This window comes from Acidisarcina polymorpha (assembly GCF_003330725.1).
GTDB classification, from domain to species: domain Bacteria; phylum Acidobacteriota; class Terriglobia; order Terriglobales; family Acidobacteriaceae; genus Acidisarcina; species Acidisarcina polymorpha.
In genome coordinates this window covers 5,207,043-5,226,256 of the sequence record NZ_CP030840.1, presented here as the reverse complement: position 1 = coordinate 5,226,256, position 19,214 = coordinate 5,207,043, and the positions used below count along the sequence as shown (strand labels likewise).

General features: G+C 57.8%; 16 protein-coding genes. 6 read left to right on the top strand and 10 right to left on the bottom strand.

The window, feature by feature from the left end:
• Positions 1 to 69: 69 nt before the first annotated feature.
• The 6 genes from ACPOL_RS22185 to ACPOL_RS22160 all read right to left on the bottom strand — a co-directional run bounded on the left by ACPOL_RS22185 (position 70) and on the right by ACPOL_RS22160 (position 7,505).
• Complete coding sequence (locus tag ACPOL_RS22185; RefSeq protein WP_114208981.1) at positions 70 to 993, bottom strand: sugar phosphate isomerase/epimerase family protein; 924 nt, start codon at positions 991 to 993, stop codon at positions 70 to 72.
• Positions 990 to 2,675, bottom strand: a complete 1,686-nt coding sequence (locus ACPOL_RS22180; protein WP_114208980.1) for a GMC family oxidoreductase N-terminal domain-containing protein — start codon at positions 2,673 to 2,675, stop codon at positions 990 to 992. Before ACPOL_RS22180 ends, ACPOL_RS22185 begins: the two co-directional genes overlap by 4 nt.
• Positions 2,676 to 2,702: 27 nt before the next feature.
• Positions 2,703 to 3,326, bottom strand: a complete 624-nt coding sequence (locus ACPOL_RS22175) for a gluconate 2-dehydrogenase subunit 3 family protein (RefSeq protein ID WP_114208979.1) — start codon at positions 3,324 to 3,326, stop codon at positions 2,703 to 2,705.
• Positions 3,327 to 3,430: 104 nt separating this feature from the next.
• Positions 3,431 to 4,534: an SIS domain-containing protein gene (locus ACPOL_RS22170; RefSeq protein ID WP_161557512.1), complete on the bottom strand. Its 1,104-nt coding sequence runs from the start codon at positions 4,532 to 4,534 to the stop codon at positions 3,431 to 3,433.
• Complete coding sequence (locus ACPOL_RS22165) at positions 4,531 to 5,628, bottom strand: Gfo/Idh/MocA family protein (protein ID WP_201758935.1); 1,098 nt, start codon at positions 5,626 to 5,628, stop codon at positions 4,531 to 4,533. The genes ACPOL_RS22170 and ACPOL_RS22165 overlap by 4 nt, the downstream gene beginning before the upstream one ends.
• 65 nt (positions 5,629 to 5,693) lie before the next feature.
• Positions 5,694 to 7,505 carry an NAD(P)-binding protein gene (locus ACPOL_RS22160; RefSeq protein WP_114208976.1) on the bottom strand — a complete coding sequence of 604 codons (1,812 nt, stop codon included), beginning with the start codon at positions 7,503 to 7,505 and terminating at the stop codon, positions 5,694 to 5,696.
• Positions 7,506 to 7,677: 172 nt separating this feature from the next.
• On the opposite strand from ACPOL_RS22160, the gene ACPOL_RS22155 reads away from it, so the two are divergent.
• Positions 7,678 to 9,090 (top strand): multicopper oxidase family protein, encoded by a 1,413-nt coding sequence (locus ACPOL_RS22155; RefSeq protein WP_236656956.1) that lies wholly within the window; start codon positions 7,678 to 7,680, stop codon positions 9,088 to 9,090.
• Positions 9,091 to 9,127: 37 nt separating this feature from the next.
• A complete protein-coding gene (locus ACPOL_RS22150) occupies positions 9,128 to 10,219 on the top strand; it encodes a threonine aldolase family protein (RefSeq protein WP_236656955.1) in 1,092 nt (363 codons plus the stop codon).
• A gap of 23 nt (positions 10,220 to 10,242) precedes the next feature.
• On the opposite strand, the gene ACPOL_RS22145 is transcribed toward ACPOL_RS22150, so the two are convergent.
• The gene (locus tag ACPOL_RS22145; protein WP_114208975.1) at positions 10,243 to 11,814 is read right to left on the bottom strand and encodes a GMC oxidoreductase; all 1,572 of its coding nucleotides are present in this window, start codon (positions 11,812 to 11,814) and stop codon (positions 10,243 to 10,245) included.
• 83 nt (positions 11,815 to 11,897) lie between these two features.
• Complete coding sequence (locus tag ACPOL_RS22140) at positions 11,898 to 12,626, bottom strand: gluconate 2-dehydrogenase subunit 3 family protein (protein WP_161557511.1); 729 nt, start codon at positions 12,624 to 12,626, stop codon at positions 11,898 to 11,900.
• 122 nt (positions 12,627 to 12,748) lie between these two features.
• On the opposite strand from ACPOL_RS22140, the gene otsB reads away from it, so the two are divergent.
• Together otsB and ACPOL_RS22130 are read left to right on the top strand one after the other, a co-directional pair.
• Positions 12,749 to 13,618 carry a trehalose-phosphatase gene (otsB, locus tag ACPOL_RS22135; RefSeq protein ID WP_114208973.1) on the top strand — a complete coding sequence of 290 codons (870 nt, stop codon included), beginning with the start codon at positions 12,749 to 12,751 and terminating at the stop codon, positions 13,616 to 13,618.
• Positions 13,619 to 15,133 (top strand): alpha,alpha-trehalose-phosphate synthase (UDP-forming), encoded by a 1,515-nt coding sequence (locus ACPOL_RS22130; protein ID WP_114208972.1) that lies wholly within the window; start codon positions 13,619 to 13,621, stop codon positions 15,131 to 15,133. It abuts the gene before it with no gap.
• 23 nt (positions 15,134 to 15,156) lie between these two features.
• On the opposite strand, the gene rpiA is transcribed toward ACPOL_RS22130, so the two are convergent.
• Positions 15,157 to 15,891 (bottom strand): ribose 5-phosphate isomerase A, encoded by a 735-nt coding sequence (gene rpiA / locus ACPOL_RS22125; protein WP_236656954.1) that lies wholly within the window; start codon positions 15,889 to 15,891, stop codon positions 15,157 to 15,159.
• Between the two features lie 24 nt (positions 15,892 to 15,915).
• Positions 15,916 to 17,430, bottom strand: coding sequence for a glycerol kinase GlpK (gene glpK / locus ACPOL_RS22120; RefSeq protein ID WP_236656953.1), 1,515 nt, complete (start codon positions 17,428 to 17,430; stop codon positions 15,916 to 15,918).
• Here glpK and ACPOL_RS22115 point away from each other — a divergent pair.
• Together ACPOL_RS22115 and ACPOL_RS22110 are read left to right on the top strand one after the other, a co-directional pair.
• Positions 17,424 to 18,338, top strand: coding sequence for a YoaK family protein (locus tag ACPOL_RS22115; protein WP_114208970.1), 915 nt, complete (start codon positions 17,424 to 17,426; stop codon positions 18,336 to 18,338). The two genes, glpK and ACPOL_RS22115, sit on opposite strands and share 7 nt — an antisense overlap.
• A gap of 127 nt (positions 18,339 to 18,465) precedes the next feature.
• Positions 18,466 to 18,963 carry an REP-associated tyrosine transposase gene (locus ACPOL_RS22110; RefSeq protein ID WP_114210977.1) on the top strand — a complete coding sequence of 166 codons (498 nt, stop codon included), beginning with the start codon at positions 18,466 to 18,468 and terminating at the stop codon, positions 18,961 to 18,963.
• Positions 18,964 to 19,214: the final 251 nt, after the last annotated feature.

Here is a 19,214-nt window from a genome sequence, read left to right as displayed (position 1 = left end):
GTGATAAGGACCAGGCCGCGAGACGCCTGAGAAATGAGGAAAGGCAGTCGGGTGAAACGGCCGACGGCTTTACATCAGCAACAAGGTCTGTTCGATCAGGTGCCTGGTGTCAGCGAATGGGTCTACTTCCGAATCCGATTCCATCGAGTAGTAGCCGCGATAGCCCGAGGCTTTAGCGATAGTAAAGAGCTCGCCAAGCGAGACAGTCTCGCGTTTCCCTTTGATAACTTCCGCATCTTTGACATGCGTGATGTTCCAGGCGTGGGCAAACATCTGCTTGACGGCTGTCGTGTTGAATCGCTCATCGCCACCCATGAGCGAATTTGCGAAGTCGGGGAGCGCTCTCAGCCACGGCGTATTCGCTTGCTGGATAGCTGCCAGGATACGGGTCGCTGAGGACAAGACAGGATCATCATTTTCCAGGTTAACGACGATTCCTTTTTCACGCGCGTAGTCAAGAGTGGGCTGCAAAGCTTGTATAGCCTTGGGAATATCTGAAGTATCGGAGCAGGTGGGAATTGAAACCCGAATGCTTGGCGAACCGAGAATAACCGCGATATCGATCCATCGGCGGTAACTCGCATTCCCGGCATTTCGTTTTTCTTCAACCTGACTACAGAGTTCTACGGGTTCGTCGACAGGAATATTGACTGTATGTACCCCGACCGCGTCAAAGGCCGCTCGCAGCTTGACGATCTGACCTGGTTCTGTCGAGGAGAAGTGGGAGTGGAGCGGTTCGATGCCGCTGACCTTGAATTCATCTTTCACCAACTTAGCGAAGGCCGCTAGATCCATCCCAGCTTTCGCGGGATCGCGATCGGGATTACCTGGCGCATCCATCACGGCGCGGAACGGATAAGTGGCAACGGCGATCCGCGCACGGGGAGCGATTGGAAAATTGGCCCGAGGCGAACGCGCTGTCACTCCAAACGCAGCATCTGCGGAGCAAAGCAATGCGGCGCCGACAAAGGTCCTTCGAGTCAGTAGCTTCATCCTCGGCTCGGAACGGTAGACGTTTGGGAACCTGCCTTGAACTGGTTGACAATGTATTCGGAGGTACGCAAAGAAAACGCTAGAACGGAAAGTGTAGTGGTCTTGTCAGTACAGTTGAGCAGCACGCTGGCGTCGCAGGCATAAAGATTGGGGACATCGTGAGTCTGGCCGAAGCGATTCGTGACAAAATGCTGTGGATCGTTGCCCATGCGGCAAGTCCCTGTCTCATGCAGACTCCATCCGGGCGACTCCGGTTCGCCATGGCCTTGGTAGACGCCGCCCATGTTATGGAAGAGCTCTTTGCATACCTGCACGGAGTGCTCCCACATTTTCATCGTGTTCTCATCCCAGGCAAAATGGAAGCGTACTTGGGGGTTGCCGAAAACATCCTTCTTGATTGGATCAATGTCGACGAAGTTCTGATCGGAGCGCTGTGATGGTGCCTGCACCGTAAAGCTTACCGGAGTGGGGTAGCGGCGCTTGATCTCAGCCCGATAGGACGCACCGAAGCCTTCAATATCGTCGTAGTAGCTCGGAAACACATCGCAGCCACCGCCGGGATAGAAAGAGTAGCCGCGTATGAATTTTTCCTGCTTGGGATTGTCCAGGTTCTGCCATCGCGGCAGCCACGCCACAGTGGCTGTGGAAACATTGTCAGGAAAGCTGGGCTGGCCAAGGAGCTGGGGAAGATATCCGTATCCGGAAGTGCCATAGAGGTGATCGCAAAGATTTCTGCCTAGCTGCCCGCTGGAGTTGGCTATGCCGCTAGGCCAGTGTCTTGATTTCGAATTCAACATGATCTGCGCCGTAGTCGCGCAGGATGCAGCGACCACGACGGCCTTGGCATAAACTTCCCGCTCAGCGCGGTTAGTGCGATCGATGTAAGCGACGCCCTTGGCGCGGCCATCGGAATCAACGAGGATTTCGCGAGCGACCGCATTGGTTCGCAGCTCGAGATTGCCGGTCGCATGGGCGGTGGGTAGAAGGAAGTACGGCGATGAAAAAAAAGCTCCCACATCGCACCCCTCCGTACAATTCCCGCAGTAATGACATGGCGGATGGCCTTGATGCTCCTTAGTAAGTTGCGCGATGCGGTCGGGAAGATAAGGAATGCCCGATTTCTTCGCTCCGGCTTCGATGATGTGATCCAGGCATCGAAAGCTGATAGGCGGCAGATATCTACCATCGGGATTGGAAGTCCGATTCTGTATGGTGCTGGCCACGCCAATCATCTCTTCCACGCGGGTGTAGTAAGGGGCGATCTCGTCATAAGAAATCGGCCAGTCGACATCGAATCCATCGCGCGAGGCAGCCTTGAAATCAATCTCAGCCATTCTCGCGGCAGAGCGGCCCCAGAAGTTCGTCTTGCCGCCGACGGCGTTCGATCGAGGCCACGTCCAACGTGTTCCTTCGGCGGTCGCGTAGGCGATCTCGTGCTCCCATGCGTCCGGAGCGACATACTCGCTATCCATGTAGCCGACGCTCTGGGCGCGGCGTTCCGGAGAATCAAAGCCGCGGAATTTCATGTCATACGGCAGCCGATGGTGACGGAAATCCTTGGCGGGATCCAACTGGCGTCCGGCGTTTAACGCACAGACCTTGAGGCCCGCTTCACAGAGGGTCTTGATGGCCATGCCACCGCCCGCCCCCGTGCCGATTACGATGACATCATAAGTGTCCAAGAATTGCGCCCCATCCTAGAGTCAAGATCAAAGACCGGTATGTTCAGGATTGCCGGCGTGAGTACATCCGGGAGAGGTTGCGTAAAAGGTGAGCCCAGGATAGTCCAGCGATTCGAGACCGATCTTGCTGGTGTAGAAACCCATCACTGTATACCGGCGTACTAGCTTGAAGAAATGCTGCCCGGCCTGTTCGCTTTCTTTATATCTGGCCTTGTAAGCAAGTCGCTCGAGAAGCGCGGTCTGCTGTTGCGGCTCTAAGCCGGCAAATGTCCCTGCAGGCATCGAGGCGTGATCAAGCCAGGTCAGCCCGTCTCGAAATTGGGGCTGCAAAGAGGGATCGCTCGCCACCATGAAGTCGATGAACTCGGCGACGCCTGCCTCCCGGGCGCCCGGTTGCTGCTTGCCTTCGCCATCCTGAATCGAAGGCAAAATGAGTTCAGCCAGTACTTCGATCGTTCGATATTGTTTCGGTGTGAAAAACAATGGACGATAGACGGGATTGACGATCGCACTGGAAGCACCATTGGCTTGTTGCGCGCCGGCTTCACTGAGCCCGTAACTCCAGCGACAGAACCCGGGACAGGCACTTGCCGCGGCCGCCAGGGTCAATGCTTGAAGAAGCTCGCGTCGACTAGGCGCCTGACCTGCCATTCTGCCCTCTTAACTCTTCGTCAAAGATTTTCAAACTCTATCTACAGCCGTTTGCGGTGTCAAGAAGCTACATTCAAGAGACCATCCTTTCCCTTCAATACATGTCATTCCTTTGAAGTATGCCGTGATTGAAAGAGCGGGAACCCGGACTCTGCGGACGTGATCTCGGAGGCATAGCGAAAGTCTCCGGGAACAATGCCACGCCACAACGCTAGCCGGTAAGATGCAACTTGCATGGGAACAACGTCAAAGACTGGCGCAAACGCAGGCGCAACGTCGGGCCAAGGGATGAGTGCTGGAGCGTGCTCCCCGCTGTCGCTGCCGCCTTGCGACGGGCCGATCCAGCGGACCTGTGCTCCCATGCGGTAGAGATCGTTGGCCAGTGACCGGTCGATGGCCTGGGTTGCCTCAGGCGCGCCGAACACAAGCACGCGGGACTCCGCTGAGACCCACTCCACTGGGCCGTGGCGGAATTGCCCCGAGGACATGCCGACCGCTGAAGCTTTGGCAGTCTCATGCATCAGCAGCGCGCCTTCCTGCACGGAGGCAAGCGCCGGACCACGGCCAAGCAAGTAGAGCACTCCACTTGGCTCCAACCAGTGTCGCCAGCTTTCGCTTGCCTCGAAACACGCGTCAATGTGGGCCGAAAGCTGCGGCAGCATCGCCGAGGCAGCTTGGCTGAACTCAAGACTGCTGCCCGAGATAGCCTCTTCGGCAAGCAGAAGCAGGGTGAGAACCGTGCCCGTATAAGTTTGGACGGCAATCAGCTGGTCCGCTTGCGACCCAATGGTCAGGGTATGGTCGGCGAGTTGTTCGAGAGGCGAGCCAGGAACATTGGTGACACCGATCACGGTCATACCGGCCTCTCGCATTTTCTCTGCAAGACGCACAACCTCGACCGATTCCCCGGAACGCGAAATCAAAATACCGACATCCTCCTTTGTCAAGGAGGCGCTACCGTAATGCAACAGCTCGGAACTCTCCGCGATCTGGGCCGGATAACCGTTCTCGAGCAACCGGCTGACGGCCGGGATAACCGCAAAGATCGAAGCGCCCATCCCTGAGTAAATCAATCTTCCCGAGGCGTTGCGGAGTCGCTCGCCACATGTTTGAAGCGATGTGCTTCCTTGACCGGCATGGTAGTCGAGCAGGGTTCGATGCGACGCTGGTTGCGCAAAGATGTTCTCGAGCATGGGAAGACGGTTCATGCCTGCTTCCTCTTCAACCATTCATCGATGGGCCGTGCCGTCGTTGGTTGGTAAGGCAGCGATACTTTACAACCAAGGCCCGCAGAGGCATAGGCGGCGTACACCGCCTCGAGCACTACCTTTCCATCTTCGCCGGTCGCCTGCGGTGATTCCAGTCCGCGGATGGCTCGTGCGAAGTGGCGCATCTCTTGAGGAAAGCCGTAGTTCCATAACTCTTCGAAGACAGGATAGGTCCAGCCGGTCGTCGTTGGGGCCTTTTCTACCGCATAGCCAAAGCCATATTCGCTATAGGTGGGCAGAGCGTTTCCCATGTGAAGATTGGCGATGGTCAAGCCACCTTCGCCGTAAATTTCGATGCGGTCGTCCATGCCTCCGCGACGCGCCCAACTATTCTCGATAACGCTGAACGCCTGACCTTCGAACTCAATGATGGTGACTGCTTCATCATCGGCCTGGGTCTTGTCGCCGTGGACGTACGTGCCCAGATGAGAGTAGGCGCTCAAGAGCTTGGGACGCCCGAGAAACCAGTAAGCAAAGGCAATTCCGTGGCAGCCGAGATCGAGCAGCGCGCCGCCGCCTGAGCGCTTGACATCCCAAAACCATTCCGAGTGCGGACCAAAATGCTTCTCGCTCTGCTTAATGAGGTGTACCTTCCCAAAGGCGCCGGAGTTGGCCATCTCTTTCGCCTTGAGGTATTTCGGCGTGAAGAAAAGCTCCTCCGCGTAAAGCAGCAGAACGCTATTAGCACGGCACGCTTCGATCATCCTGTCTGCTTCGTCGAGGGTGACGCAGAGCGGCTTTTCGCAGATGACATGTTTGCCTGCCTGCGCCAGGGTTACGGCCATTTCGCAATGCAGAGCGTTGGGCGAGGTAATGGTCACTGCCTCGATTTCCGGGTCGGCAGCCAAATCGCGATAGTCGCTGTAGACCCGGGCGATTTTATGACGATCTGCTAACGCTTTAGCGTTTCCGGGGGTTGGGGATGCCACTGCCACCACCGTCATTTCACCCTCAATCATATCGATTGCGGCGGCATGACATTCCGCTTGAAATTGCGAGCCGATGATACCGACTCGAACTGGACCATCCTTCATTTTCACCTCGTTTGAATTACTCAGATGCGGTCGCAACACCATCGGGGCCCTTGGGCGGGCTGTGATTATGCCAGGATTTGCTTCACGGCACGATCCGCCTCGGCAATGGAGGCGCGATGGTCCATAATGCCGGAAAGGTCGGAGTTGGCGAAAGCGATCTTGCCGAAAGGAGCGCTTCTGATGATTTCACGCGGAGCCGGTTTGCCGTCTCTGCCAAAGAAGAACCCCGGTTGGGCGCAGAGATAAGCATGGCCCCAGCGATTTAAAATGATTCCCGCGATATCACGGCGGGCATCAAAGCCCGCCCGCGCGAACATCAGCGTAAACTGCTCACGAATCCGGCGCTCGAACTCCTCGTAGGATGTACTCAACATACGCATTCGTCCGCGGGTCGCCTGTTGCGCAAGCGGGAGTCCGGGCTCGGTAAAAAGAATTTTCATCGTCAAGACAGTCGGGTCGTCCGGGCTGATCGCTGCGGGAACACCGCCAAAGGTCGCAATCCGGCGCACAGCAAAGGAGTCGCCTAATCCTTCGAACCATTGACTTTCGGTGATGCCCATTTTTGCCAGGAAACGCCAGTTGCGCAGCGCGACATTCATTACCAGGCACGGCATGCGGTAGAACTGACGATAAGCATCGCGATAGCTTTCGGGCAGATCCGGAATCGTCCTCCAGGTGCTCCAACCTCCGGCCATGATGACGGAGCGGGCGCGTACCGCGAACAATCTATCTTTCACTGCATAAGTGACACGCACTGCATCCCCCTCATGCTTCACTTCGGCGACCGTCGCGCCTAGCCGGATACGCACCGGGTCCCCCTCGCGATCGAGCCGGGTGAAGTCGACCTTCTGAGCAAAGACCGAGCCAAGTCCAGTTGGCCCAGGCAGCGCATTCGGAAGCATTGTCTTCACCAGCAAACGGGCGATGCCGGTATTTCCTCCCGGAAACATTTGTGCTCCCGAGGAGTCGTCCCACGGGAAGAGTAGATCCGGAGCATAGTCGGCGTAGGCGGAGATCTCATCGGCCGAAGCTCCCGCACCGTTCGCGGCGTAAGGCATGTAAGTACGGATCGTCCCCCGGCTGAGTCCATCCCGCTGCATGAGGTGATCTTCAAGGCTTATCTTATCGAGCGCTCGAGCGACCGCATCGCCATGGGAGCGGGGCGGGCTGAAGGCCGGCTTCTCTTTGCGCGCCCTCAGCAATTCCCGCTTCACTGGTTCAGGAAACGGCGCCCCGGCGAGACTCTTCCCCCATGGATCGAATAGCCAAAGGCCTTCGGGATGACCAAAGCGCGCTCCGAAAAACATGCCGGAGTGAGGACCACCCTCCGCATATGGAGTTTGGGCAACCGGCAATACAGGCTGGCCGCCGCCCCAATCCTGGTATTGAAAGGGGCGACCGTCGAAGCCGATCGATTCGTAGAACTTCTGGGTAGAAGAAAGCGGCATCGGCGGGAAGAACATTGCCGACCCTTGATTGGCGACCAATCGCTGGCCGTCGACGAGGAATTCATTGCGGCGCGCCTCGCCGCCAAAGATCGCATGATCTTCGAGGATCAGGCAGCGCTTTGAGCGTCCCGTGTTCTCGGTGTAAAGGTGGGCGGCAGCCAAACCGCTGATTCCTCCGCCGACAACAACACAGTCGAGGGTCTCTTCAATCGCCTGCGCCTCATTGAGCCTCCCCGAGTAGACCGCGTCGCGGATGCCGTGTCCCGCCCGCATCACGGCGTGGGTATTCCCATTGGCTTTGGCATAGTCTCCTTCGCCGCCGTAGCCGTCCCATTGCTCCGCCGCGAGTAGGCTGTCCTCGCTGCTTGCGGTGTCGATCGTCCGAGCGTGGCCATCGACGTGGTCGGCTCGGGTGATTTGCTCATCCATACCGAGCGCCCGGTCAATTGACTTCTCTTGTCTCTCCTGTGACAGACACCCTCCTGGTTTTGGCGTTCCAGATGACCTGCGGTGCTACACTGCGGCACATGCAGTGTAGAACGCTTCTAGCTGAATTTATCAACTGGAAGAGCGAAGGGCCAACCCTGGTCGGAGAGTGTCGATGATCGACCACGGGCCGATGGACCGCAGGCAATTTCTTCAACTCGCCGCAAGCGCCGGCGCCGTGTCGCTGATCGACCGCTCTCTGGCCTGGTCTTCAACCGTCGAGCAATTCTCCCTTGAGATTACTCCCGTCACGGTCGAATTAGCTCCAGGCGTGGTTGTGCAGACGACCGGTTACAACGGCAAAGCACCGGGCCCAATTCTGAGAATGCGAGAAGGTGTGCCGGTGACGGTCTCCGTTGTCAATAAGACCGCCAGCGCTGAATCGGTCCACTGGCATGGCCTGCATATCGGTGCGCTCGCCGACGGAGCGATGGAAGAGGGCAGCCCCATGATCGCGCCCGGGGCCAAAGTCGAATATCGTTTCACTCCTGCCCCCTCGGGAACGCGCTGGTATCACACGCACACCATGGCGCTGACCGATCTCAATCGAGCCACCTACAGCGGCCAGTTCGGATTTCTACTCGTGGAGCCCCGCAGCCAGCCGGGGGACTACGATCAGGAAGTCTTTCTGGCTGTCCATCATTGGGAGCCCTCGTTTGTGCCTGCCCAGGAGCAATCCGAGTCTTGCCCTGAGATTACTTACCGCTATGCGTCCTTTAACGACAAGCTTTTAAGCACGGCTGAACCGCTCCGGGTCCGCGCGGGGCAGCGCGTCCTGTTTCATTTTCTCAACGCCAGTGCGACGGAAGATGTCTGGCTCAGTCTGCCCGGCCACCGGTTCACGGTGCTCGCGCTTGACGGGAACGCCGTTCCCAACCCGGCCAAGGTAGAGGTGCTGTCGCTGGGCGTAGCCGAACGGATCGATGCCATCGTCGAGATGGATGCCCCTGGTAACTGGGTCCTTGGTTCGCTGGATGCAACCGAGCGCGACCGCGGTTTAGGAATTCGCGTCGAATATGCTAATCACCAAGGCGCCGCAGTTTGGAATCCGCCTCAGGTCGTTGATTGGTCCTATGCGCGATTCAGCATGCCGCAGCCGAAGAAGCCAGGCAGCGAGGAGACGCCCATCGAGACTCTCGAGATGCTCTTTGAAAAGAACTCCGATGCCCCTGGCAGCATCGATCGCTGGACCATCAACGGGCGCTCGTACCCCGACATTGAGCCGGTTTACCTGCGCGAAGGGCAGCGCTATCGGATGCGCATGATGAATGCGACTGGCTGCGCTCATCCCGTCCACCTGCACCGGCACAGCTTTGAACTGAAGCGGGTGGATCAGGTCCCCGTATCCGGAATTTTCAAAGATACTGTGCGGCTCGAACGTTACAACGTCATCGAAGCGGATCTTCTGGCGAATAACCCGGGAAACAGCCTCTTTCATTGTCATCAGCAGCTGCACATGGATTACGGCTTCATGCAACTGCTGCGTTACGGCAATAGCGGCCGCCGGATCGCAGCAGATAATATCTAAAGAGATCTACGCCGTGCCCCGCGGAGAAGAAGACATCGTGACTGAAATCGATCGCGCCGATTTGCTGCAACAGTTCGCCAGCGACAACTACGCTGGCATCTGCCCAGAGGCATGGGCGGCCATGGAAGCTGCCAATCATGGCCATGTATCGTCTTATGGCGACGATCCCTGGACGGTGAAGGCTTCGAATGCGTTTCGCGAGCTCTTTGAGACCGAGTGCGAGGTCTTTTTCGCCTTCAACGGCACCGCGGCAAATTCGCTTGCTCTAGCTTCATTATGTCAGTCTTATCACGGTGTGATTTGCTGCAACTCCGCGCATGTCGAGACCGACGAATGCGGCGCGCCCGAGTTTTTTTCCAACGGCTCGAAACTCCTGGTCGCCGAGTGCGAGGACGGCAAGTTGACGCCGAACTCTATCCATGAAATCGCAACCAAGCGCCAGGACATCCACTTCCCCAAACCCCACGCAGTCACCATCACGCAGTCTACAGAGACGGGACGCGTATATTCGCTGGCCGAGCTCCGTGCAATTTCCGAGGTCTGCCGTACTCATGGACTCTATTTGCATATGGACGGGGCGCGGTTCGCAAACGCCTGTGCAAGCCTGGCTTGCTCGCCCGCCGAGATGACCTGGAAGAGCGGTATCGATGTGCTCTGCTTCGGGGGCACCAAAAATGGGATGGCCATCGGGGAGGCAGTCCTGTTCTTCGACCGGAAGCTCGCCATCGACTTCGACTATCGCTGCAAGCAGGCCGGACAGCTGGCCTCGAAGATGCGCTTTCTCGCGGCTCCCTGGGTGGGGCTGCTCGAGAATGGCGCATGGCTCCGGAATGCAGCCCATGCGAATATGTGTGCGCGGTACTTTGCCGAGCAGATTGCCGGCATTCCCAATGTGAAGATTGCCTCTCGCATCGATGCTAACGCCGTTTTCCTGCTGGCTCCCGAGGAGGTTCTGGCTGGGCTACGCAAACGGGGCTGGAAGTTCTATACCTTCATCGGCGGAGCAGCACGGTTCATGTTTGCCTGGGACACGGATTTGGTAAGAATCGATGCTCTCAGTCGCGACTTGCGGGAAGTGGCAGAAGAATTCTCGACCGTGAGCTCACCCTCGGCGGTTTCAGCGGCATAGTATTTGCAAGCTGCCAGGATGCTCTACACATTTCCTTGGCGCATCTGTTCGGCAAGGAACTCCGAGGACCGCATTGACAATGCCAGGATCGTCATGGTCGGGTTTTGCCAGCCGCCACTCACAAAACTACTCGCATCCACGACAAACAAATTCTTGATGTCGTGGCTCTGACACCACTTGTTGAGAACGCTGCTCTTCGGGTCGTCGCCCATCCGGCAAGTACCTAGCTCGTGGATGCTGTAGCCGGGCGGGTTAGGATCGTAATTCTTCGTGAGGACCTCGAAGCCGGCAGCCTCGGCAAGCGCGATGCTGGTGTCGACTGCGTCGCGCGCCATGTTGAATTCGTTGTCGGTGTATTTGGTCTGGATGTGCAGCACCGGAATATCCCAGGCATCCACCACGTCTTTATCGATGCTGACGCAGTGCTCATAATGCGGCAATACCTCGCCCATGATCCCGGTCGAAAAGCCGCTGCCATGGTAGCTATCCAACTTGTGCTGCAAGTCTGCGCCGTACGTGGCGAAATTTCTGGGATCCATCGCACCTTTGCTGCTGAAAACATTTAACGCATATCCGCGAATAAATTTCGGATGGCGGGAATTGATGTTGCGAAAGCGCGGGACCAGTGCAGAGCCGCCCATCAAGTTGGCTCCCCCTTTGCCGTCGCGCGCCTCGGGCACGGAGCAAACGATGCCCGGTCCATAAACCTGATCGACGAGATAGTGGCCCATGACCCCGCTTGAGTTCGCGATCCTGGAATTCAACAACAGGCGCGTACTTTCAAGTGTCCCGGCTGCCAGCACGACGACCTTGGCTTTCACTGACATTTCGCGGCGGGAGAGCCGATCGACAAAGTGTGCCTCATTGACCAGGCCGGTGTTCTTGTCCACCCGCAATTCCCGCACCACGACGTTGGGAATGGCGCGAAGCTTTCCAGTCGCAAACGCATCTGGCAAAAGCAAGTTGACCGAACTGGCCAATCCATTGATCCCCTGAGCACTACGCGCTTTACAAACCTGAATGCCCGCTGCTTTGCCCGCGTCCACAAAGCGCTGCATGCAACCAGTCCACGGGGCATCGTCGGGAACAAAGTTACCGTCGGGATATTGCGGCAGGCCGTCTGCATGGCCACGAACCCGGAAGATCTCTTCAACCCGGGAATAGTAGGGCGCCACGTCGGCCAGACTGATCGGCCAGTCATCGCCAAAGCCGTCGTGCGATTTGGCTTTGAATTCGTAATCACTAAGCCGGAAAGACTGACGCGACCAGAAGAGGGAGCGTCCTCCAAACAAACGAACGCGGACCCAATTATAGGGATTCTGCGCATCGTAGGTGTAAGGGACTTCCTGTTCGTCAACCCAGGTATTGGCATTGAATTCATTGGATTGAAAGACATGGGAGAGCCGCCCCGGCTGTTTGAAGCCGCGATATGGAAGGGCATACGCTGGCTTGACCTCCGTGTCTTTTTGCACATCGGCGACGGGACCGGCGTTGAGCATCAGGCACGAAATGCCCTTCTCGGTCAGGATTTTGGCAGCCATGCCGCCAGAGTGGCCGGAGCCGATAATCAACACATCAACAATCTCTTCAGCCATGTGACGGAAGCTGTCCTCTATCTATAATTTGCGTGTTGACTGTGCGTTCGGAGTGGGTCGCTGTTTGCGCTGACCGGCGCCGCTTACGCACTCCTCTTCCGCGCCGGCTGGGTGGGAACACTTTGCTGGCGAAGGTCTGGATCGATGGGAAACCAGTAAAGTCCGACATCCGCTGGCGTCTTCCCGGCTGCTTTAGCCGCCTCACTCCAAGCCTGTGAATTAATGGTCGCCGTGCGGATATCACTGTGGGCCAGATTGATGAACCTGGCGTAAGCATCAGTTGGAGGGTGATCGTTCATCCAGGTTTGAAGCCATGGACGAAGCAGCTGATCGGCTTGTGAAGGGTCGACTGCGGCGAAAGGCACACTAAAGTGTTGCCTGGCTTCCGCATGGAGGCGATCCAGTCCAGACTGATAGAGATGCTGAGTTTCTGCCGGCGAAACACCAATCAGAAAGTCGAGGAACTCGGGCGCGCCGGCATCGATGGCGCCGGGATACCCTTTCAGAGGAGGCAAGAAAATTTCGCAGAGGCGGCGCAGGGTGGCAACCTGTTGCTGGCTCAAAAAGCTGGCATTCGTTCGAGCGATTGCATCCGCAACGAGCGGAGTCATCGGGAGCGGTTTCACCTCGAGCAGCCCGCTCATCCAAGGTACGGGCCCGGGCGCAGGAGCCGGCCCACCGATGACGCCCGGTCCTGCCGGAGCCGGCGGCGGAGTAGATGGAGTTACGGGTGTCGCCGACTGCTGGCCCAACATCGCTTTAGCGGACATCGATGCCGCCATCATTGCCTTGACGAACTCACGACGCCGCATCGGCACACCTCTCCTCCGAAACGTTGTAAATGATCCATGAGACCCCATGCAAGGGGTCGGGCCGGTGCAAATTGCAGAAATAAACGCAGCTTGATCCGCTTCCGTGGCATCCTAATGGGACGATGCCTTCTCTAGCTCGTTTGACCCCTATGGCCGAAGAGAAGCCAGCGCCCTGGCCTACTTGGCGCGGCTCCGAGTGGTGGCGGCGGCTCAACGGCCGAGGACGCTCCGTTCTGATGCTGGATTATGACGGTACACTTGCGCCCTTCGTTCAAGACCGGCTTCGCGCATCTCTGTATCCAGGCGTTGCCGATCGTCTCTTAGCTCTCGCGCAATGTTCCCAGATGCGACTGGTCTTCGTCTCCGGTCGCGCGGCACGCGAATTGCCTCATCTGCTGCCCCCGAGCATCCAACCAGAGATTTGGGGAAGTCACGGCCGGGAGCGCCTGCTGCCCGACGGGCGCTATCAAGCGTATCCACTGAGCCCGGCTCAAAGCGAGGCACTTCATTGGTTGAGTCGAAGTATCGGCGAACGCGGGTTTGCACAGCTGCTTGAAACTAAGCCCGGCAGCCTTGCGCTTCACACTCGCGGATTTTCGCTCGACGAAGAGCGCCAGATCACCCGGGTGGCCGGCAGTCTCTTCGCGGAGATCGAAAAATCTGGATTCGATTGGCTGCCGTTTGACGGCGGCATTGAAGTGCGGGCTGCTGGATGCAGTAAAGCAACAGCCGTCGAAGAGATTCTTAGCACGGAACCCGCCGACGCGATCGTCGCTTATCTCGGCGATGATCGCACCGATGAAGAGGCCTTCCGCGCCCTCAGTGGACGGGGCTTGCGGGTGTTGGTGCGCGAAACGGTGCGGCCGACGGCAGCGGACCTTTGGCTCAAGCCTCCCGACGAGCTTTTGGCTTTTCTTGACCAATGGTGGGAGGCAGTGTCCGATGAAAAATCGACGGCCCTGTGGAACTCAGATCATCAGAGCGCACCGTAGATGAACACTGCTTCGACGGTCCACGATCGGCTAGAGGAAGCCTCTCATGCAGGTCAGGGGAATGGAGCACCATCGTCACTCGATCGCCGGCTGGTCGTGGTATCGAACCGCATTCCTCTTTCCTGGGTTCAAGAGGGAGGGCATCTCACCACCAAGCCCTCTAGCGGCGGTCTGATCAGCGCGCTCGAACCCCTGTTGAAGGCCCATGGTGGATTGTGGGTGGGCAGTGCGGGGAGCGAAGACTCGGCTGAGATTCGCGAGCAGTTGGAATCTGCGGCGAAGCAACATGCTTACCGCTATACACCCGTTTTTGTCACAGCGGACGAGCAGGTCAATTACTACGAAGGATTCTCAAACGAGGTGATCTGGCCTCTGTTTCACGACCTGCAGTCGCGCTGCGTCTTCGAGCCCCGCTACTGGGACTTTTATCAGCGGGTTAACCGCAAGTTTGCTGAAGCCGCTCTCGCTGAGACTGAACAGCGGGATGTGATCTGGGTGCACGACTATCAATTGCTGCAGGTGGCGCACTTCTTCCGCGAGCAGCGCCCCGAGGCATGTGTCGCCTTCTTCCTGCACATTCCTTTTCCTGCGCCGGACATCTTTGAAAAGCTGCCCTGGCGGCGGCAAATCCTCGAAGGCCTACTCGACTACGATCTGATCGGGGTACAGACAGCCCGCGACGAGCGAAACTTGATCGCTTGCCTTCGCGGCTTCTTGCCGCATTACAAGATCATGGGGCGTGGACGCCGGCACAGCGTGCTCGGCCCACAGGGCGAGACCAGGATCGAAGCGATGCCGATCAGCATCGACTATCGCGATTTCGCCCGAGGTGCAAGCGCAGACACCGTGGTCGAACGAATGGCATCGATACAGAAGCAATATCCAGGACTGCACATTGCCATTGGCATCGATCGCCTCGATTACACCAAGGGTATTCCCGAAAGGCTGCGGGCCTTTCGCGCCCTGCTTCGCGATCATGAAGAGTACCGGCGCAAGATCACGTTGATGCAAGTGGTGGTGCCGAGTCGCGAGAATATCCCGCGCTATCAGGAGTTACGCTCGCAGATCGAGCAGCTGGTCTCGAGCATCAACGGCGACTTCAGCGAACCCGGCTGGACGCCGATCGAGTATATGCATCATTCGGTACCCCGCGAAGAGCTGTTAGCAATGTATCGATCGGCGGACATAGCCTTGATCACTCCGCTGAAAGACGGCATGAATCTGGTTGCGAAGGAGTACTGTACCGCCCACGTTGAAAATAGCGGCGTGCTGATTCTCAGCGAGTTCGCCGGAGCAGCGCCAGAACTCGGAGCGGGAGCGATCCTGGTTAATCCCTATGACGAAGTTGGCGTCGCGTGCGCCCTGCGCCAGGCAATCGAAATGGAGCCGCGAGAAAGGCATCAGCGCATGCTACGGTTGCGACGGCAGATTCGCAATGCGGATATACTCGGCTGGCGCGACCATTTCTTTGCGGCACTGGAGAACTTACCCGAAAGAAAAGCGGCTCAAGCCTGAACGCTCTATTCGCCGCTTCGGCTCTAGAAAATCGTCCTCTCGAGAATCTTGATCCCATCGGAACCGCCGATGACAACTTCGCTCGCCATCCCCAGAAAGAGGCCGTGCTCAACCACGCCAACAATCCGTTTCATCGTCTCTGCGGCCTGCTCCGCGGCCTGCCCGGACTTCAGCAGATCGCAGTGCAGGATGTAGTGCTGCCCATCGGTGATATAAGGCTGACCGTCGTCCTTGAGGCGCAATTCACACTCGAAACCAGCTTCCCGTAAGCGCGTGGCCGTGGTCTCCCAGCCGAAAGGAACGACCTCAACCGGTACGGCAAAGACGGATCCAAGCGCTTTCACGAGCTTCCGGGGATCGACAGCGATGAGCAGCCGGCGGCTGGCCATCGCCACTATTTTTTCACGCAAAAGCGCACCGCCGTGGCCTTTGATCAGGTGGAGCGTACCCTCCTGGACCTCGTCGGCGCCGTCGATGGTGAGGTCCAGATGCGGCGTCTGAGCAAAGCTGGTGATGGGTATCCCCAGTGCTAGAGCTTGACGATGAGACTGCTCGGAAGTGGCGATCGCGGTGATGCGGAGACCAGACGCTACCCGCCGCCCCACCTCCTGGATCACCAGAGCTGAAGTGGTGCCGGAACCGAGACCTACCGCCATGCCATCTTCAACCTGGGCGGCAGCCCACTCCGCCGCCTTCTGCTTGGCTGCTTCCGCCGGATCCATTTGCGCTGGAAAAGTCATGTCATAAGGTGATATCACGCCGGGCGGCTCGCGGCAAAGACTTCATGCGTTGGTCCGATTCCAGCCACCCGCCCGTTTAACCGCATCCTGCCATTTCGCCTGACGAGCCTCCATCTCTTTGCGGTCAGCCTGCGGCTCGAATAACTTATCTCCACCCAGAACTTTCGCAATCTCCTCTGTACTACTCCAGAAATCGACAGCCAGGCCGGCGAGGTAAGCGGCTCCGAGCGCCGTGGTCTCAAGTTCAGCAGGACGACGAACCGGGATCTGCAACAAATCCGCCTGGAACTGCATGAGGATGTCATTCGATGCGGCCCCTCCATCAACTCGCAGTTCGCGGAAGGGCTGCCGGGTGTCCTTGTTCATGGCTTGGAGCACATCCGCGACCTGGAAGGCGATGCTCTCCAGGGCAGCCCGGGCAATGTGACCGATCTGCGTACTGCGTTGAATTCCAATAATCATTCCGCTGGCATAGGGATCCCAATGCGGCGCTCCCAGGCCCGTGAATGCCGGAACGAAGACCACCCCATCGGTGTCCTTGACTGATGCAGCGACGCTTTCAACATCGGGCGACGACGAAAAGAAGCGCATGTTGTCGCGAAGCCACTGCACCACCGCGCCACCGACGAAAATGCTGCCTTCCAGCGCATATTCGAGCTTCTTCTGTGGACTGCAGGTGAGCGTGGTGATCAGGCGCTGCTGCGAAAGAGTGAACTTGTTCCCGATATTCTGGAGCAGAAAGCAGCCGGTACCATAGGTATTCTTGGCGTCGCCTGGAGAGACGCATAGCTGACCGAAGAGCGCTGATTGCTGGTCGCCCGCGATCCCGGCTATTTGAACGCTGCCCAGGCCGAGCGAGGTTGTGACCTGACCCACTATCTCGCTCGACCAGACCACTTCCGGCATCATGCTCTCGGGGATGTTGAGCATGTTCAGCAGGTCGGCGTCCCACCGGTCTTCGACAATGTTATAGAGCATGGTGCGACTGGCGTTGGTACGATCGGTGATATGGCGCTTCCCGCTGGTAAGGTTCCAGACCAGCCAGCTGTCGACAGTGCCAAAAGCAAGTTTGCCCTGCTCTGCCTGGGCGCGGGCACCCTCAACGTTGTCAAGAATCCATGAGATTTTCGTGGCGGAGAAATACGGATCGATGAGCAATCCGGTCTTCTGGCGTATCGTGTCTTCGGCACCATCTCTGGTCAGCTTTTCGCACAGCGGAGCGCCGCGCCGGTCTTGCCAAACGATAGCATTATAGATTGGTTTGCCCGTGTCCCGGTTCCAAACGATCGTCGTTTCCCGCTGGTTCGTAATTCCGATCGCGATCACGTCTCGAGGACGGATATTTGCTTTTCCCAGAACTTCAACCGCCGAACTCAGCTGTGAGGTGAGAATGTCGTAGGGATCGTGTTCGACCCAGCCCACGTTGGGATATATTTGCTTGAATTCATGCTGGGCAACGCCGAGGATCTTCGCGTCGTGTCCGACGAGGACAGCGCGAGAGCTAGTTGTGCCTTGGTCGAGAGCGAGTATGTTTTGCATCGGCTTTTGAGATGCCATCTCCTGTCACTTATGTTCGTAATATTGCGCGGAGCCCGGCCATCGGTTGGTTCACGCGAGCGAGCCTATCGCGTTGCATCCACCGAGCTGCCGAAGAGCATCCATCAAGCAGACTCCAAAACGTGCCCGCTTCCATCTCGCTGCGATTCCAAGATTACGCCGCAATTCTTACAAACTTCAATCGATCCCGCCGGAGGGAACCAGTGCGCCCATACGAACGAGATGTGCTGTTGTTTCTCTTGGCCTCAGCGGCGGGATCCGCGGATAGTTGGAGCTATTTAGGGCCAGCTCACGCCTTCGTTGCGAACATGACCGGGAATACGGTCCTTCTGGGAATCGCAGTGTTTCAGCTGCACGGCTCCGTTCTTCCTCCGCTGATTTCACTTCTGTCTTATGCATTGGGCGTTATCTCTGCCTCTGCCTTGACAAAGCAAGTCCAGCCCGGAGTTGCATGGGCTCGATCGATCTCTTGGACGCTTCTTATTGAAGCTATTTTCATGTCCGGTGCGGAGGTTGCAAGGGCAGTGTTGCAGCCCTCGACTCGGTCGGTAGACTACTTGCTGGCCTTTGTGGCCTTCGCCATTGGTATGCAGAGCGGAGCCATGCTGCAGTTGAAGGTTCCGGGTATCGTCACAACGTACATCACTGGCACCTGGACGACGTTCATGAACGGAATGGTCCGATTCACCGCCGGGCGCAAGGCTCCGCATGCGAGCCGAAACTATGAAGAGCGCCTGTTGATGCAGGCAGGAATTCTAGCGACATACTTCTTCTCCGCGGTCGCCACTGGATGGCTTTTCCGCTACGTACCGAAAGCGGCTGGGGCGCTCCCCTCCTTAGCCGTGTTTTCCGTTGCAATTTACGGTGCAGTGCGAGGCGGTGGAGAAGGCACTCAGGCTGACCAGTAATTATTGGCAAGAAGCCAGATCTGAGCCTCTTCACCAGTCCGGGTGCCCCACATCTCGCTCTTGAGATGTGGGCTTTCATCTCCAAGCCTCTTTCCCATCCATGGACCATGTGGGCTACGATGCTGGCATGCCAAAGGGTCTGGTTCGTTACCAGCAATCTGGTCAGTTCCATTTTGTTACCTTCAGTTGCTACGGACGCCAGGCTTACCTCGGCGCCACGTCCGCGCGCGAGCTCTTCGAACGCTCGCTTGACACCATGCGGCAGCGCTACCACTTTATCGTCGCCGGTTACGTCGTCATGCCCGAACACATCCACATGCTGGTGGGCGAGCCGAGAACTGTTCTTCTTTCGCAACCGATCCAGGCGCTAAAGCTGTCAGTCGCCGTCCAGCGCTGGGAGCGACCCTTCTGGCAGCCGCGCTACTACGATTTCAACGTCTACTCGGAGCATAAACGGGTACAGAAGTTGAAGTACATGCACCATAATCCGGTGAAGCGCGGATTGGCCGGCCAGCCCTCGGAGTGGTTATGGTCCAGCTTTAACCATTGGGCGACGGGAGCGCTCGGCACCGTGGAGATCGAGTCGCAGTGGACGGCTTCGAGGAGAGAGGCGGCGTTCGCCTAAACCCACGTCCCGAAAGCGGGGACGTGGGGCACCCGCATTCATGGTACTCGATAACATGCGGGCCACCGCCCGGCTAGCCCTTAGAGTGGTTATGGTTCAGCCTTAACTGTTGGGCGACGGGAACGACGGGCACCCGTCGAGATCGAATCGCAGTGGGCGGCTTCGAGGAGAGTGGCAGAGCTCCAAACCCGCGTCCCAAAAGCGGGATGTGGGCACCGCATTCCTGGGTACTCGATGCCATGCGAGCCCCC

Coding starts and splice junctions, on each gene's coding strand:
- ACPOL_RS22185 (WP_114208981.1), bottom strand. CDS start 993: ATGAAGCTACTGACTCGAAGGACCTTTGTCGGCGCCGCATTGCTTTGC.
- ACPOL_RS22175 (WP_114208979.1), bottom strand. CDS start 3,326: ATGGCAGGTCAGGCGCCTAGTCGACGCGAGCTTCTTCAAGCATTGACC.
- ACPOL_RS22170 (WP_161557512.1), bottom strand. CDS start 4,534: ATGAACCGTCTTCCCATGCTCGAGAACATCTTTGCGCAACCAGCGTCG.
- ACPOL_RS22165 (WP_201758935.1), bottom strand. CDS start 5,628: ATGAAGGATGGTCCAGTTCGAGTCGGTATCATCGGCTCGCAATTTCAA.
- ACPOL_RS22160 (WP_114208976.1), bottom strand. CDS start 7,505: ATGGATGAGCAAATCACCCGAGCCGACCACGTCGATGGCCACGCTCGG.
- ACPOL_RS22155 (WP_236656956.1), top strand. CDS start 7,678: ATGATCGACCACGGGCCGATGGACCGCAGGCAATTTCTTCAACTCGCC.
- ACPOL_RS22145 (WP_114208975.1), bottom strand. CDS start 11,814: ATGGCTGAAGAGATTGTTGATGTGTTGATTATCGGCTCCGGCCACTCT.
- ACPOL_RS22140 (WP_161557511.1), bottom strand. CDS start 12,626: ATGCGGCGTCGTGAGTTCGTCAAGGCAATGATGGCGGCATCGATGTCC.
- otsB (WP_114208973.1), top strand. CDS start 12,749: ATGCCTTCTCTAGCTCGTTTGACCCCTATGGCCGAAGAGAAGCCAGCG.
- ACPOL_RS22130 (WP_114208972.1), top strand. CDS start 13,619: ATGAACACTGCTTCGACGGTCCACGATCGGCTAGAGGAAGCCTCTCAT.
- ACPOL_RS22115 (WP_114208970.1), top strand. CDS start 17,424: ATGCCATCTCCTGTCACTTATGTTCGTAATATTGCGCGGAGCCCGGCC.
- glpK (WP_236656953.1), bottom strand. CDS start 17,430: ATGGCATCTCAAAAGCCGATGCAAAACATACTCGCTCTCGACCAAGGC.
- ACPOL_RS22110 (WP_114210977.1), top strand. CDS start 18,466: ATGCCAAAGGGTCTGGTTCGTTACCAGCAATCTGGTCAGTTCCATTTT.